This is a genomic window from Lacinutrix mariniflava, assembly GCF_001418015.1.
Lineage (GTDB): Bacteria > Bacteroidota > Bacteroidia > Flavobacteriales > Flavobacteriaceae > Lacinutrix > Lacinutrix mariniflava.
This window is the reverse complement of the sequence record NZ_LIQG01000016.1, coordinates 37,716-53,877: the sequence shown is the minus strand read 5'-3', so window position 1 is coordinate 53,877 and position 16,162 is coordinate 37,716. Positions and strand designations below refer to the sequence as shown.

Below are 16,162 nucleotides of genomic sequence, written 5' to 3'. Positions count from 1 at the left end.
AATGCTAGATATTAAAACCATAAAACAAAATGTATCTACAAAACCATGTTTTGATGGTGGAGCAAACTTTAAAACACATTATTTAGCTAAAACTAGCAGAGGCTATGCATTTAAAGCTTCAATTGGTGCAATCTTATTTACTTTAATATTCATAATTGTAGGTATCTCATTACTCGTTGGAGGTTGTTATTATTTAATTATTAACAATGAATATTTTAAATATCTAATGCAAATTCTAGTAGGCTCGGTGTTTTCTGCTGCTGGATTTTATTTTTTATTTCATTTTTTTAAGCCAAGAGTATTTAATAAAAACACAAACAGGTTTTATAAAGGTTTTGGAAATAAAGATAATAGGCATTCCAAAAGCAACATACCTTTGAATAACATTATAGCGCTTCAAATTATTGGAGAAACTATTGAAGATGATGATGGCCATTATAAAAGTTTTGAAATTAATTTAGTGTTAAATGATGCTTCAAGAATAAACGTTGTAGATCATGGGAATTTAGACAAAATAATAGACGACGCCGAAATTTTAAGCGAATTCTTAAATATTCCTATTTGGCATGCAAAATCTAATAAAACATAATCGCAAAAAACAACACGAATAGAGACACTATAAGTAAAATAGGAAAAAAGAACATTGTAACTAAACTTCCTTTTAAAAAACTTTTAAACCAACCTTGCTTGTAAAACTTTTTAAGTGCTATTATTAGATAAATAAAAACAGATAAAATAATTAAGAAATTTAAAGAACCTGAAATATCTGTAATATAGTTAACACCAACTAGAAGGCTAAAAACAGTAAATAAAAAGGCAAAATAGTAAAAACTAAACACCAAATGATGCGCATAACGGCCACGTTTTCTATAAAATAATTTCAATATTAAAGCAAAAATTGGTAATATAAAAAACATTGCAATTGGTGCAGCATCTAAAAATGCTAATAGAATACCTCCTCCTTGTTTAGATTTAAGAAACTTTAATGCCTGACTATACAATCGTTTTGTAAAAGCACTATCCTCCTCTTCTAAACCCATTTCTTTTAAAATCTCTGTATCAGGAGCTTCAATTTTTATTAAGGAATCTGTTTTTTTACTCGTAAAGCTAATATTATTCTTATTAGTATTAAAGCTTTCACTATCAACTATAGAATCTACTTCATGTGCTGTCATTCCTGTATAAACCGAATTATTTTTGAGTGTTGAACGCGCTTCTTCCCTTAAAGTTGAATCTGTCTTTCTCCTAATTTCTAACGCTTCTGCTGAAAATGAATCTACTTTTGTGTTTCTTATAAACGATTCGGACAAGCCTTCATCGAATGCTCTTGCTCCTTTTTTTGCACTAAAAGAAAATAGAAAGAAAAACAAAACAGCTGCAAAAAGGTACATTTGTCCAGGATGTAAATACAACAAACGTTTTCCCGATACAAATTTTGCAGCTAGATAACCCGGTTTCACTAATAATGGAATAAAACTCTTAAAAAAACGAGCATCGAAAGAGAAGTAATTACCTATTGTATTATAAAACAATACTGTTAAAGTTAATTCTTCTTTTTCTTTCATTCCGCAATGAGGACAGAAATCGAAGTTACTTCTAAAATCGCTTTCACAATTTTTACATGTTTTGTATTGAATTGACATAGAATAGTGGTGGTTACTCTCTGTAAATATAATATTAAAATTGAATTTTCACCTTCTAAATTGACTAAAATGATCATTACGAATATCCTATAGACATCAGTAAAATCAACGTCTAACAAGTTTGGCACGCGAATTGGAACTACTTAAACATATTGTGAAGGTTAAAAACCATTCCAAATCGTTTGGAATTTCTCACAAAATCTAAAACCTTAATACTATGAAAAAACAACTACTATTATTTACAGGTTTGTTAATAGGATTAACAACTGTAACGGCAGCAGAAAAAGTTGAATCTGCATTCCAGACGCAAGGTCTTGATATTGCAGCTAAAGATTTAACAAACAATCGCTACAATAATTACGCACAACCAATCCAATTTACAGAACGTGGTGTAGAGTTTTTAATATTTCCAGATGGAACCTTCGATTTTAATACGCCTATTGAAAATAATACATATGACAATGGTTATGATAATGAATATTACAGAAGATCAAATACTCGAAGGCGCTCTATAAACACTACTTATGGTGCTCCAGGAACTCGTGTACAATATTCGGCTCCAAAAAGTAGAGGAACTATAATTACTCACGATGCTAGCGGAAAAGTTAGACGTATTGGTAATGTGTTTGTAAACTACAACCGCATTGGACAAGTAAAACGATTAGGTAGTGTTTATATGAGATACACTCGAGGAGGTACTTTAACGCAAGTTGGAGGCTTACAGTTAAAATACAACAGGCAAGGACAATTAATTAAATTGGTTGGTCAAGTTAATTACCATAATCAAGGTTGTGGTATCTGTGGAGGATCGTCTTGCTCTACAAATCATTTTCCTAATTCTTCTCAACAAAATAACGATTGGGATAATAGTTGGAATAACGATAATGACCATTTCTACTATAAAAAAGATGGAAAAGTTGTTAAGCAGAAAAAACTAAAAACTAGTAAGTAAAATAATTATAAATGTAAAAACTCCCACGAATTTAGTTTTGTGGGAGTTTTTTTATAAACAAAAAAAATAATGATAATATACAAACTGTCTTCAGTTAAATAACAGCATTAAACCTTAACAACCTGAGCACGAAACATAAAAGTTTCTTCAAAACGCTTTAATCTTGGGCTTAATTTTTCAGAAAAAACAAGGTATTGACATTTATCTATACTTTCAGGAATACGATTAATCGCTGCAAAATAAAGTCCTTTTTCTGCAAATTCCGCATCTTCTATAATGTATAGTTTTAATTGACTTAAATCTAAACTATTCATTAAATAAAGTTTATTTAATCGCTTTGGAGTTGCAATTAAAATATCTTGTCCATAATAAATCTCCTCACGCTGTTGATCTAATGTTTGCTCGTCGTAAGCCGTGTATACTCTAAGTGTTCTTGGTTTTATAAATTTCTCGAATTCTTCTTTAAGCTTAAGAGCTTGCGCTTTGGTTTCAACTAAAATTAAAGCTCTAGGTGCATCTCCTTCTGCTTGACACTTTAATTTTTGTAGCACACTAATAATAATAGTAGTCGTTTTTCCGCAACCTTTACTACCAATACAGAATACGTTTGCACCTCCTTTTATAACAGGTAATGCTTTTTTTTGCAATGGCGTTGGAGCTTCAAAATTATTAATTTCTAAAGCTTCTAAAATTTCTGGGTTTAATTTTTTAAAAGACATAAATGCTTGCTAATATTAAGTATAATGCGAAACTACGTGTTATTCTTCGGTTTACAAAACTACATGCTTTTAGTTTTTGGCACGATGCTTGCTTTTTAGTTAATATTCAATCTTAAAAATGAATATTATGAGACACTTAATCTATTTATTTTCAGCTATGCTCCTTACGAGTTTTACTGTTAATGCAGACGAAACAAATACATCAAATACTTTAGAATCTAACAATTCTACTTCTTACAGAGACTACGGCAAATCTTTTATATTTAATGAACAAGGCATCGAATTTTCAATTTATGCTGATGGTCAATTTGACTTTTACATGCCAAATTATGGTCCTAATGTCAATGTTTCTATTGGTTCTCCCAATGTAAATATAAGTTTTAATTCTGGTTACGATTATGGTGCTTATGTACAATACGATGAATATGGAGCAATCATTCAAATTGAAAACACACCTATCTACTACGACTATTATGGTAGAATAAGCCAAGCTGGTGATGTGCACGTAAACTATAATAGCCGAGGTTACGTAACTCGTGTTGGTGGATTATATATTCATTATAATAGATACAATGTTTTCGATCATTACACAGGTTTTATAAACGCTTACAATAGATCTTATGTTTACAGACCATGGCACAGATACTATGCTGTACCAAGTTTTAACTACTGTGTTGTTTTTAACAGACCTTATAGACAACATTATACACCTATTCGTTATAGCTATAATAGACCTTATGTAAATAACTACAGACGTGGTACTGCTGTGGCAGGCCGAAGAGGTAATACGGTAACAAGAAATAGAAGTTATGCATCTAGAACAGACGGAAGAACTTGTATAGTTTCTACACCTAGAACAAGAGGTAACCGCGCTACTTCTACTCCTAGAACAAGAGGTAACCGCGCTACTTCTACTCCTAGAACTAGAGGTAATAGCACTGCTTCAACTCCTAGAACTAGAGGTAATAGAACTACTTCTACTCCTAGAACTAGAGGTAATAGTACTGCTTCAACTCCTAGAACTAGAAGTAATAGCACGACTTCAGCTCCTAGAGCAAATAGAACTACTCAAAAAAGTAGTACAAAAAGAAGTCAAACAAGAGTGGTATCTACAAACAGAAACACACAATCAAGATCGACTAAAGCTGCATCAAGTTCAAAACGTACATCGACTAGAAGTAGTAGTAATCGTAGATAAAATTAATTATACACTATTTTACCAAAGCTGTTACTTGTCTACCCAAAGCAAGTAGCAGTTTTTTTTATTGAAAAATTAGTGGTTATTCCTTTTCAAAATTTTATTCAGGATGATAGTTATATCTTCTGAAAGATTAAAGAAATACACTACCAATCCATAAATAACAGAGACTAACACCGATTTTAAGACAATATTTAATAGTGGTTGAAAACTAAATTCCCACAAATAAAAGGAAGTTGATAATACCAGAATTAGTAATAATGAAAATAATGTATTTACTGAAAACGGATGTATTTTAAACTTCTTATTTACGTACCAAACTTTTAAACAACCATATAATAGCATAGATAAAAAGGTAGCTATTGCTGCTCCATTAATGTCGTAAATTGGTATTAGCATGTAGTTTAGAATAACCGCCAATACAATTATTAAAACACCAAAAAAAAGGATAATTCTGTAGTAATTAGAATTAAATATTATAGAGTTATTAATACCTAAAAGATTATCTATTAATTTAACAAGAGCGATAATTATTACCACAAATAGAGCTTGGCTATATTCTGGAGCCAACATAATATATAGCTCATTGATATTAACAATAATTAAAATAAAAATAAGTCCACTTACAATAAGAAGATTTAAAGACGATTTTTTATACAAACTTGCTAATGAAGCTTTATCATTCTCGTTTAAATACTTGGCAGTTAAAGGATATGTAATTTGATGCATAGCTCTAGCCGGAACAGCAATTACTGTAGCTACAAATATTGCAACATTATAATATGCAATATTCTCAATATCAATAAGTTTACCTAGCATAAACTTATCTAAATCCAACATGAACATTGCAACAGAGCCAGCTATAATAATTAAGACACTATATTTTAATACTGAAGAAACTTCGAATCCAAATTTAAAATCTATCTTAGGAAATCTAAGACTAAAAGCATAGATTTTCATAATCACCATTCTTACAATATAAATTATAGCTATACCGATTATAAACTGCTCGACCGTAATTAAATTATAATGCAATGTTATGAGTAATACAAAAATACAAATACGATGAAATATCTCTTTCATAATATTTCCAAATACACTTTTGTAGTGAATTTTACTCCAAGCAAAGAATACTTCAAAATAAGCCATTGCGATAGCAATAATATAAATTAAATAGGTGTAATCTTTAATAATAGTGTTTTCTGAAGCTAACCAATTGCTTATAGACTGGTAACACAAAATACCAACAAAACCAATAGGAACAATAGCCAGTAAAGGCAAAAACAACATTAAGGTAAGAAAACTATTTTGTTGTTTTTTAGTTTTAAAAGAAGAGTAGAATTTTACCAATGTATTACTAACACCAAACATAAAAAAGGGCATCATTACATTAGCCGTAGAAAGCAAGAAACCAATTAACCCAAAATATTCTGGAGTTAAAAATTTAGTATAAAGAAATAATGTATTTACAGCACCTATTGCAAAACCTAAATAGGTCGTGATAGTGTTTTGAATAGACTGCTTTATTACAATTCCCATGTATTCCAAAAAATTAAAAATTATAAAAATTTACTCTTTAAGAATAACTTCAGATAATTTTTTAGTTAGATTTTCTCTACTATATTGATTAACTCCTACTGGATTCACTTTTAAATTTCCCGACTTAAAGGCTTCAAAATGATTAAGAATTTTGGTTTTTAATTCAACTAAAGCATCATAATAAAAATAATCTCCGGTGTTTGTTTCTTTTATTATTTTTTCTACATCCGAACCAGTTGGACCAATAGCTATTATTGGTCTATTAGATACCATGTACTCAAATAGTTTTCCTGGAATAATTGCTTTTGTATCTTCAGAATCTATTTCAATTAAAAGCAAAACTTGTGTTTTTTTTTGAAAACCAACAGATTCAATATGAGAAACATAACCTATATTGTTTAAATAATTAGTTAAATTATACTTTTTTATACTTTTTAGAATCTCTTCGCCTACCAATCCCACTAAATTAAGTTTAAATTGTTTAGCAAAATCTTGATTCTCTGTTACTAATTCTTCTAAAGCTTGCCATAAAATTTTGGGATTTCGTTTAGATAAAAATGATCCAATATGTGCTAATGTAAAATGTAGATCTAGTGTTTCAACTTTACTTTTCGAAACATCATATCCATTAGTGATAACTTCTATCGGTTTATTAGTTAAGGCTTTAAATTCTATTTTGGTTACAGCACTTGTAACGATAATAGTATCTGCTGAATTAAGCACTTCTCGCTCTAATTCTTTATGCTTTTTTTTTGCAGCTTGCGTTAGCTTTAATTGTTTGTGATAACCAATGGTTGTCCAAGGATCTCGAAAATCGGCAATCCAATTAACACCTAATTGTTCTTTCAGTTTTAAACCAATAATATGGAGGCTATGCGGTGGACCTGTTGTAATTATGGTATCTATACCAAAGTCCTTAATGTAGGTTGATAGATATCGTACAGAAGGTTTTATCCAGTTTTTTCGGGCATCAGGAATAAAAAAGTTACCACGAACAAAGAGCATTGCTTTTTGAACAAAACTTTGCTTCTTTTCTTCTGGAATAATGCCTTTACTTATCGTTTTAGAGTCTTTAGAAAAGAATCCTGCAAGTTTATAAGGCTCGTTAATAGGCTGTTTTAATATTGATACTCCGCTTGGCACTTCGTCTAATAAACTATCGTCTGTTTGAGGATAAATAGGGTTTGACGGACAATAAACAATAGGTTCAACACCAAACTGTGGTAAGTATTTTACAAATTTCAACCAACGTTGTACTCCTGGTCCTCCAGCTGGTGGCCAATAGTAAGTAATGATTAAAACTTTCTTTTTTTCCATCTCTATCTTTCCTATAAAACAAGAATTTAAAATATTAACTTGCTTGTTATGGTTTATCGCTTACGCTGAAAAATTAAATCTCTTAAAAGTATAAGAATGGAAATTATTGTTTCTTTTTAAACTGAAAAAATAATCCGCCTACAATTATTAAAGCCAACAAAATAGAACTTATCAAAGCAATAGACCCTCCTGTTTTTACAACTTGTGGTTCAAACTTAAACTCGATAATGTGCTTTCCTTTAGGTATTTTCATACCTCTTAAAAGGTAATTTACACGATTGTAATTAGATTTAGTATTATCAATATAAGCATTCCATCCATTTTTATAATACATTTCTGAAAACACTGCGTAACCATCGTTTATGTTATTCGCTTCGTATTTTATGTAGTTAGGTTGGTAATCTTGAACCTTAATAGAAGCAATAGAATCTACTTTAAATTGGTTTATTTCTATGTCTGAAGTTGCAAAATTTGTACTTATAGCTTCTTTTTTAGTATCCAAATCTAATAAAGATAACATTTCCTCATCTGCCGAATTAACCTGCTTTATTTTCTCTACAAACCAAGCATTGCCATTAGCATCTGTATTTAAATATGGATAAGGCTGCTTACTTTCGTCTTCACTTATAATATACTTAACATTAAACATATTAAGCATTTCTGGATGCCTTGCAAACGGAAAGAAATCAGAAAGCTCGTCAAAGCGTTTTAACTTTGCAGCATGATAACCGTTAATAGTATTGTGAAAATATGGTGCAGATGTAGAACCTGTAGCCATAGCATCGACTTTTTGAGAAATTGCTCTTCCTGCTCCAGAACTTACATCGTAAACTCTAAAATTACCAGATTCGCTTAGTATCTTCTTATCTGCATTGTTTTGTTTAAATGGTGTTTGCACTTCTCTACTCGATACAAAGTTTTCGGTATTTACATAACGCCTATCAACACCTACCAAATCGAAAAGAATTAAGACGGCAAAAACAATAACAACTTTACCTTCGGAAAGCTTCTGTTTTAAAAACATATAAATTGCTCCTGCTGAAAGTAACACAAGCAATAAAGTACGTAACGTATCTTTTGTAAAAATTGATTTTCTATCTGCTACAATAGCATCTACAAATGGTTGTCCTCCTCCTTGAGCCCAACCTGCATCTCTTATTCCTTCAAAATCTAAAACAATTCCTGCATATCTAAATAATAAGAATATTACACATAATCCTGCTGTAATAATTGTTGAAAATTTTAATGCTTTAAGTTTATCTTCCTCCTTATTATAAGCGTTAAATAATTTAACCAATCCAAAAATTGCTAATACAGGAATACAAAGTTCTAATAGTACTTGTATTGACGTTACTGCTCTAAACTTGTCGTAAAACGGCACAAAATTGATAAAAAAGTCAGTTAAAAAACCTAGATTTTTTCCGTAAGATAATAATAATGCTAAAATTGATCCTGATACCAACCACCATTTTAATTTGCCTTTTACAAGAAATAGAGCGAAAACAAAAAGGAATAATACAACGGCTCCAACATAAGCTGGTGCTTCTACAATTGGTTGGTTTCCCCAATACGTAGGCACAGATTTTGCGGCATCTGCTGCATCTAAAGGCGGAGCACCTTGACTTCTATAAAATTTGTAAAATTCAGATTCTTTACCCAAGTCCTCACCCATTCCACCACCTAAAAACCTAGGGATAAAAAGGTTAAACGTTTCAAGATAACCATAACTGTATTCTGTTATTTTTTCTTTTGCTAAACCAGAACTAATGTCTTTTTTAGGGGAGCCATCAGCATTTGTTGTTAATTCAGTCTTACTACGCGTGCTTTCTTTGGCATATTCTTGTGTTGCCATAATATTAGCAGCATTTAAGCCAATAGCAAGGACAACTGCTGTTAACAATATGCCGACAGATTTAAAGAAATGTGGCAATATTTTTTTCTTGTAAGCATCTATTAAATACACAATACCAAGCACGATAACCAATAGCATTAAATAATACGTCATTTGAAAATGATTGGCTACCAATTCTAATCCCATAGCAATGGCAGTAACTACAAAACCAATTACATATTTCTTTCTAAAAGTAAGAACTATTCCGCTTAAAACTAAAGGCATATAGGCAATAGCGTGTGCCTTACTATTATGTCCTACTCCTAGAATAATTATTAAATAGGTAGAAAAACCAAAAGCCAATGCTCCAAGTGCTGCAAGTTTATAATCTACTTTTAAACACAATAATAATATGTAAAAACTAACTAAATATAAGAAAAGATAATCTGCAGGACGTGGCAAAAAACGAAGTCCTAAATCTAAACTTTTAATGTAAGTATATGGATATCTTGCTCCTAATTGATAAGTTGGCATACCTCCAAAAGCACTGTTCGTCCAATATGCTTCTTCGCCTGTGTTTGCTTTAAAATCGCGTTGCTGTTTAGCCATGCCATTATATTGCAAAATATCACTTTGCAGTATTTGTTTTCCTTGTAGGACAGGACTAAAATAGGCTAATGAGAGTATAATAAATCCTACAAACACAAGTATATGTGGCAAGATTTTTTTTAAAGTTGATTGCATAAATAATAGAATGATTCTTAAAACCGAAAATTAATCAATTTCCTCGTAATCTACATATTCACCAACCGTTTTGTTTGAAGTTTTATTTTCAGGCATCTTATCTATAGATATTTCACCTTCCTTTTCCGGTTGTTGCTGCTGTCTTTGCTTTTTAGCATCATTAAATTGACCACCAAAACGCTCTACTGCTTTTTTGGTGAAATATTTTAGTATAAATGGCCCAAAAAGTCTGGATAAGATTTTGAATCCATAATAAAATAATAATATAATAAGTATGGTCTTTATTAATCCCATAGAAAAATCCAAATATTAAAAGTTGTAATACAAAAATACAACTCTTGTTGAGTAATTTCAGATTTATTTACTTAAAAAATATATAAAATCTCTATATTTGAAGCTAAACCTAAAACTTATGTTTTTAAATAAAACCTATTTAACAATAGTCTTATGTATAGCTGGTTTAACAGCGCATGCACAATACACCGAAGTTATTAATTCTAATCGTCCTGGAGTTTCCAGGTCTGCTTTTTCTGTTGGTACAAATGTAGTACAGTTTGAAGCTGGTCCTTACACAGTAAAAGAAGAGCACACACCACTAAAATACGATGTTTCCGGTTTTGGAGTTGATTTTGCTGCACGCTATGGTTTACTTTTACCACAGTTAGAAATAAATATTGAAGGTATTTATCAAAATGATACACAAACAGATTACCGTTCTACAATCCCTTCAGACCTAAAACGTTCTAATTTTAAGAATTTAACACTTGGTGCTAAGTATCTTGTTTACGATCCTTATAAAAATGCAGAAGAAGAAAAACCCAACATTTTTAGCTATCACGCCAATAAACGTTTTAAATGGAGTAGTTTAATTCCTGCTGTTGCTGTTTATGTTGGTGCTAATTTTGATTCTTCAGATAATCCTTATACAGCTCCTGGAGTAGAAGGTTTCAGCCCTAAAGTAATGATTGCTACACAAAATAATTTTGCTAGCGGTTGGGTATTTGTAATGAACCTGTCTAAGGATAGAATAGGAACAGATTTTTCAGATTTCCAGTACATACTTACTTTAACCAAAGCCATTAACGAACAATGGGTTTTGTTTGGAGAAACACAAGGAATACATAGCGATTTTTATGCTGATAACCTTTTTAGATTTGGAGGTGCTTATTTATGGAGTAAAGACTTTCAATTAGATACTGCTGTAACATTTAACACTAAAGACACTCCTTCTGTATTTAGCCTAAATCTTGGTGTCTCTTACCGTTTAGACTTCCATAAAGATCCAGGAATGGATAATGGAACATCTGCCGAAGAAGAAGCAGAACGTAAAGCTAATAAAAAGCGTAAGAAAAAAATAAGAAGAAAGGTGACGACGCTTCTCCTGATGGAGATAACAAACGTAAAAAAGAAACTCAGGATATAGATTTTGATGATGAGTAATGCCTATGATTACAACTAAACTAGTAACGACCAAAAAGGACTTAAAAACCTTTGTAAAATTCCCGTTTTCGCTATATAAGGATTCCAAATATTGGGTCCCTCCTATTATTAGCCAAGAAATGGAAACTTTTAATAAAGACAAGAATCCTATTTTTAATGATGCCGAAGCCACATTAATTCTTGCTTATAAAGGAGACCAACTTGTTGGCCGTGTAGCTGCGATAATTAATTGGTTAGAAATAAATAACCAAAAACATCTTAAAATGCGTTTTGGATGGTTTGATTTTATAGACGATTTAGAAGTCTCTAAAGTGCTTATAGATGAAGTCAATAAAATTGGAAAACAACATAATCTAGAATATACAGAAGGTCCGGTTGGTTTTTCTAATTTAGATAAAGTTGGGCTAATGACTGAAGGTTTTGACCAGATTAGTAATATGATAACTTGGTATAACCATGAATATTATGTAAAACATTATGAAGCACTAGGCTATACTGTTGAAAAAAGCTACTCCGAAAGTAAGTTTCCTTTTGTAAATGTAAAACCTGAAAACTTTAAAAAAGCACAAGAACTTATAAAAAGACGTTATAAACTTACAGCTTTACAACTTACAAAAACATCTGAGGTAATGCCTTATGTTGATAAAATGTTCGATTTGTTCAATGCTTCCTATGAAAGTTTATCTTCTTTTGTTGAAATAACAGATATACAAAAAGCTTATTTTAAAAAGAAATTTATTTCATTTGTAAATCCAGAATATATAAAATTTGTGGTAGATGAAAACGATGACATGGTTGCCTTTGCCATTGTAATGCCAAGATTTGCATCTGCTTTACAGGAAATGAATGGTAAACTATTCCCGTTTGGTTTTGCAAAATTATTAAAGGCTAAGAAACACAGTAAAGATGTTGTTTTCTACCTAATTGGTGTACATCCAGAATATCAAAACAAAGGTATTCATGCTGTAATTTTTAATGAATATTACGAAACCTTCAGACAAAAAGGAATCATTAATTGCTATAGAACTCCTGAATTAGAAGACAATGAAGCTATTCACAAAATATGGAAGCATATTGAAACTGTTGTCGTTAAACGTAGAAAGACTTATAGAAAAAATATAGAATAATCTTTAAAAGAAGATAAACAAAAAATCCGATTCAAATGAATCGGATTTTTTTTGCTACTACCATTATTAGTATTATTCTTTTAAAATCTTAATTGTTTTTGTTTGCCTTCCGGATTCTATTTTAGCAAAATAAACTCCGTTAGCAAATGAAGACAAATCTAGAGTTGTTTGCATTGCATTCATCTTTTTAGAGCTCACTACTTTTCCTAAAATATCTGTAATTTCAATTGTTTCAATTTTTGAAGTGTTTGAAATAAACAATGTGTTTTTTACAGGATTTGGATAATAATTGAAATCTGAAAAAGTAAAATCGTCTACACTTAATAATGTTTCCACAAATTCAGTATTACAAACATCTGTTATAATTGCAGGATTAAAATCAAAATATATTTCTGCAACATTTGGTATAATATCTCCAAGTAAATACCCGGTTTTTGGCTTGATTTTAAATGTGAAATAACCATGACCAATATCTGTGTCTTCTACAGATGGAGGTAAATTAATACCATAAAAATTCCAAATTAAATGATTATTAACTCTTTCAAGAGCATAAGTTGCGCTAGCATCAACCATTCTTAATGTTGTTTCATCTAATTTATCATCAAGAAAGTCTTCAACTTTAACATTAATAGCATTGGCTGTTCCTGTATTTTCAAATTGAATGGTATAGGTTAAAAAATCGTCATCTGTAAAAGTAGAATGCACAATTTGTCCATCGTGCTTTTCAGTTTTTATATTTGGATCGTATGCTCCTATAATAGTTTGTATTAAACTAGATGTATTATTTAGCGGTAAAATATCTCCAGTAGGCACATTTATTGAAGCCGAATTATTTACTAAATCTCCTAAGGCAACTGTTGGTATTGTTGGAACATTCATTTTTATCCAAATATATCTTGTTTGATATGGCTCCAAATTTGTAAAAGCATAAGTAAGTCCTGTACTAGTAATCACAGCACCATCTGAGGCCTCTAGAATAGACAAATCACTATCTAATACAAAATCCACAGTACCTGAAGTTACAGTTTGATTAGAGTTATTTGTATAAGTAATATAATTTATATAACTAAAACCTGGTCTTGGCGGTGCATTGTAATTATTTAAACTTACAGATAAATCTTCGTAAGGTGTTACAGTAACTGGAAAATTATAAGTAGTAATGCCAGAACCTGAAGCCACAGTTACACCTGAATAATTAACTGTACACACATTGTTTCCAGCATACTCACTATCTACAACATAGTTTAAATTATAGCTAGTTGTAGGATTAGATTCATATAAATAAAATGGAGTTGTAAGGAGGTTATGAATAACGCCATCATTATTAATTTCATATTCAAAATGACCTAAAGGAAAATCTATTTCAGCATTATCCTGAATACCGTTTGTATTAGTATCTACAAAGGCATTGAACTCTATTCCATCAGAAAAAGATAAACTTAATGGTGTTTCAAGTTCAACAAGACCATAAACTTCATACCCATAATACATTCCTGTAAAAAAATGTTCAATTAATTCTCCCGTAAAATAACCAGAATTAATTTCATTTTGAGTTATAATATGAGTTGCAGAGAACGTTACAGAGTCTGTTTGAGCCGGAGCTAAAGAAGCTATTGGTCCTCCAATTACATTTAAATTAGAATATTGATTATCAGAATCAATAATTGTAATTGGCGTATTACCATTATTTGTAACACTAAATTGATAGGTTATTATATCTCCAACACTTGTAAAACCATCTCCATTATAATCTGAATATGTTGGTGTATATTTTATTTCTAATGGTGAAACTATATAAATGTAAATCGTTGCAGTATCACATATACTAGGATTAGCTGTTTCACAAATTGTATATTCTAATTGATTCTGATATCCTGAAACTGTATTGGGTATTGTTAAAATACCCGAAGCATCAAGTGTTGCTCCAATAGTATTGGCTTCTAAAGTAATGGTTACATCTAAAGCATTTAATGCTAAACCATGTAAAGTATCATTAGTTAGTACTTGAAAACTACCACCAACTTCCATTACTGGATAAAAAGTATCACTATGTGCATTCACATTATAATCATCTAAAATTGTAAAAACTAATGATTCGCTTGTATTAAATGTATTTCCAGAAGTTGCAACAGCATTTACAACAAATGTTTCGTCTGCTTCTTGTAATTGATCTAGAACCGTCGGCACAATTAAATTAGTTGCATTATAGTATGTTTGACCTGCAGGAATAACTATAGTTGTATTTAAAGCTAAATAATCTAAAGATCCAGCTGTTCCTGCTGTTGTTAAAAGTTGGATTGATGTATCGGTTGAACTTACATGAGTTAACGAGACACTAAATCTTGCATCTTCTCCTTCATTTATTTCTCCTTGAAAATTTGAGCTATAAGAAATCCTGAAATCTGGTAAACCGTCATTATCTACAATTGTAGCTGTTGCAGAAGCTGAGGCATTGGTTGTATTACCTGAAGTAACTATACCTGTTAATGTGAATGTTTCTTGCGGTTCATCAAGGTTATCATCTATAGTAGGTACTGTAATAGTTTTAGAGATATTTCCTGCGGGAATTGTTTCTACTATTGTTGTTGTATTATAATCACTTGTTCCTGCTGTACCATTACTTGTTGTAAACTGTATTGTTACATCTGCATTAAAAACTCTATCTAACCTGCCAGAAAACACAACGTTTTGCCCTTCTGTTCTATCGTATGGTGTTCCTATACTTAACATTGGTGTAGTGTCATTATCCCTAATGGTTGCAGTAGTTACAACAGTCGCGTTATTAGTGTTTCCAGAAGTAATTGAGCCTGTAATAATAAAGGTCTCATCTGTCTCAACAAGTGTATCATCTATAGCCAAAAAAGATTGAGATTTACTTGTTTCACCTGCTACAAATGTTACTGTAGTGTTTACAGTATTATAATCAGAATTATCAGCAGATCCATTACTTGTAGCTATATTTAGTATAATATCTGAACTGTAAGGATTTGATAAGCCATAGTTTATAAATCTCGAGTTTCCTTCTGTTATACTTGTATTAGAAGATGCAGAAACTGTTGGTGGTGTATCGTTATCTATAATTTGAATATATCGATTTGTGGATGTATTTGTAGTATTTCCAGAAGTAATATCTGCCTGAATTATAAAATTCTCATTAGGTTCAATTATAGCATCATTATTTGTTATTAGATTTAATGGTGTGCTTAAAAACAATTGCCCAGCTGGGATTGTAACCGTTGTAGTAATTGGCGTATAGTCTGTAGCATCTGCTGTTCCAGATGTAATAGATACATCAACGACAATAGGAGTTGAACTAACACTATATAAGTTAATATTAAACGAATAGGTATCTCCTTCTATTACACTGTAACTATTTGCTGTTCCAGATATATAAACTGTAGATTGCGCCTGTAATACACTACATAAAAATAGAAAGGCAAAAGTAAAAAAGCACTGAATTTTGAAGTAGTTGGTCATAGTTTTAGTCTTTAAAAGTTTACGATTTTATTGCTAATCAAATATGACAGAAACTTTTAGTGAAAAACCTTTAAATTAGAATTCGAGCAGTTTTACTTAGAATTTGATTTTGATAAGCTATTACTTAATAGATGTAAAAAAACACAAAAGGTTGCGTAGTAAAGTAAATTATTTT

Annotated in this window: 12 protein-coding genes; 5 read left to right on the top strand and 7 right to left on the bottom strand. The window is 30.8% G+C overall.

All coding sequences use genetic code 11. The features are described 5' to 3' along the window. Window position 1 precedes the first annotated feature (1 nt). Window positions 2–589 (top strand): hypothetical protein, encoded by a 588-nt coding sequence (locus ASC44_RS01405; RefSeq protein ID WP_055445839.1) that lies wholly within the window; start codon window positions 2–4, stop codon window positions 587–589. Here the strand turns inward: ASC44_RS01405 and ASC44_RS01400 are convergent. Then, window positions 576–1,643, bottom strand: coding sequence for a DUF3667 domain-containing protein (locus ASC44_RS01400; RefSeq protein ID WP_055445838.1), 1,068 nt, complete (start codon window positions 1,641–1,643; stop codon window positions 576–578). The genes ASC44_RS01405 and ASC44_RS01400 overlap by 14 nt on opposite strands. A 217-nt stretch (window positions 1,644–1,860) precedes the next feature. On the opposite strand from ASC44_RS01400, the gene ASC44_RS01395 reads away from it, so the two are divergent. Then, window positions 1,861–2,595 (top strand): hypothetical protein, encoded by a 735-nt coding sequence (locus ASC44_RS01395; RefSeq protein ID WP_055445837.1) that lies wholly within the window; start codon window positions 1,861–1,863, stop codon window positions 2,593–2,595. A gap of 107 nt (window positions 2,596–2,702) precedes the next feature. Here the strand turns inward: ASC44_RS01395 and ASC44_RS01390 are convergent, their stop codons facing one another. Next, window positions 2,703–3,314: a DEAD/DEAH box helicase gene (locus ASC44_RS01390; RefSeq protein ID WP_055445836.1), complete on the bottom strand. Its 612-nt coding sequence runs from the start codon at window positions 3,312–3,314 to the stop codon at window positions 2,703–2,705. Between the two features lie 127 nt (window positions 3,315–3,441). On the opposite strand from ASC44_RS01390, the gene ASC44_RS01385 reads away from it, so the two are divergent. Further along, entirely contained in the window at window positions 3,442–4,512 is a 1,071-nt protein-coding gene (locus ASC44_RS01385) for a hypothetical protein (protein ID WP_055445855.1), read from the top strand. Between the two features lie 75 nt (window positions 4,513–4,587). Here ASC44_RS01385 and ASC44_RS01380 read toward each other — a convergent pair whose 3' ends face one another. From ASC44_RS01380 to ASC44_RS01365, 4 genes are all read right to left on the bottom strand, one after another. Further along, on the bottom strand, window positions 4,588–6,051 hold the full coding sequence (locus tag ASC44_RS01380) for a lipopolysaccharide biosynthesis protein (RefSeq protein WP_055445835.1): 1,464 nt from the start codon (window positions 6,049–6,051) through the stop codon (window positions 4,588–4,590). Between the two features lie 30 nt (window positions 6,052–6,081). Continuing rightward, window positions 6,082–7,368 (bottom strand): glycosyltransferase, encoded by a 1,287-nt coding sequence (locus tag ASC44_RS01375; protein WP_055445834.1) that lies wholly within the window; start codon window positions 7,366–7,368, stop codon window positions 6,082–6,084. A 103-nt stretch (window positions 7,369–7,471) separates the two neighbouring features. Then, window positions 7,472–9,943, bottom strand: coding sequence for a YfhO family protein (locus ASC44_RS01370; protein ID WP_055445833.1), 2,472 nt, complete (start codon window positions 9,941–9,943; stop codon window positions 7,472–7,474). 30 nt (window positions 9,944–9,973) lie between these two features. Then, window positions 9,974–10,237 carry a DUF4834 family protein gene (locus ASC44_RS01365; protein ID WP_055445832.1) on the bottom strand — a complete coding sequence of 88 codons (264 nt, stop codon included), beginning with the start codon at window positions 10,235–10,237 and terminating at the stop codon, window positions 9,974–9,976. Between the two features lie 118 nt (window positions 10,238–10,355). Here ASC44_RS01365 and ASC44_RS01360 point away from each other — a divergent pair, with 118 nt between their 5' ends. Both ASC44_RS01360 and ASC44_RS01355 read left to right on the top strand, forming a co-directional pair. Further along, entirely contained in the window at window positions 10,356–11,366 is a 1,011-nt protein-coding gene (locus ASC44_RS01360) for a transporter (protein ID WP_241491387.1), read from the top strand. A 22-nt stretch (window positions 11,367–11,388) separates the two neighbouring features. Continuing rightward, the gene (locus ASC44_RS01355) at window positions 11,389–12,510 is read left to right on the top strand and encodes a GNAT family N-acetyltransferase (RefSeq protein WP_055445854.1); all 1,122 of its coding nucleotides are present in this window, start codon (window positions 11,389–11,391) and stop codon (window positions 12,508–12,510) included. A gap of 72 nt (window positions 12,511–12,582) precedes the next feature. On the opposite strand, the gene ASC44_RS01350 is transcribed toward ASC44_RS01355, so the two are convergent. Next, window positions 12,583–15,987 (bottom strand): DUF7619 domain-containing protein, encoded by a 3,405-nt coding sequence (locus ASC44_RS01350; protein ID WP_055445831.1) that lies wholly within the window; start codon window positions 15,985–15,987, stop codon window positions 12,583–12,585. Window positions 15,988–16,162 lie beyond the last annotated feature (175 nt).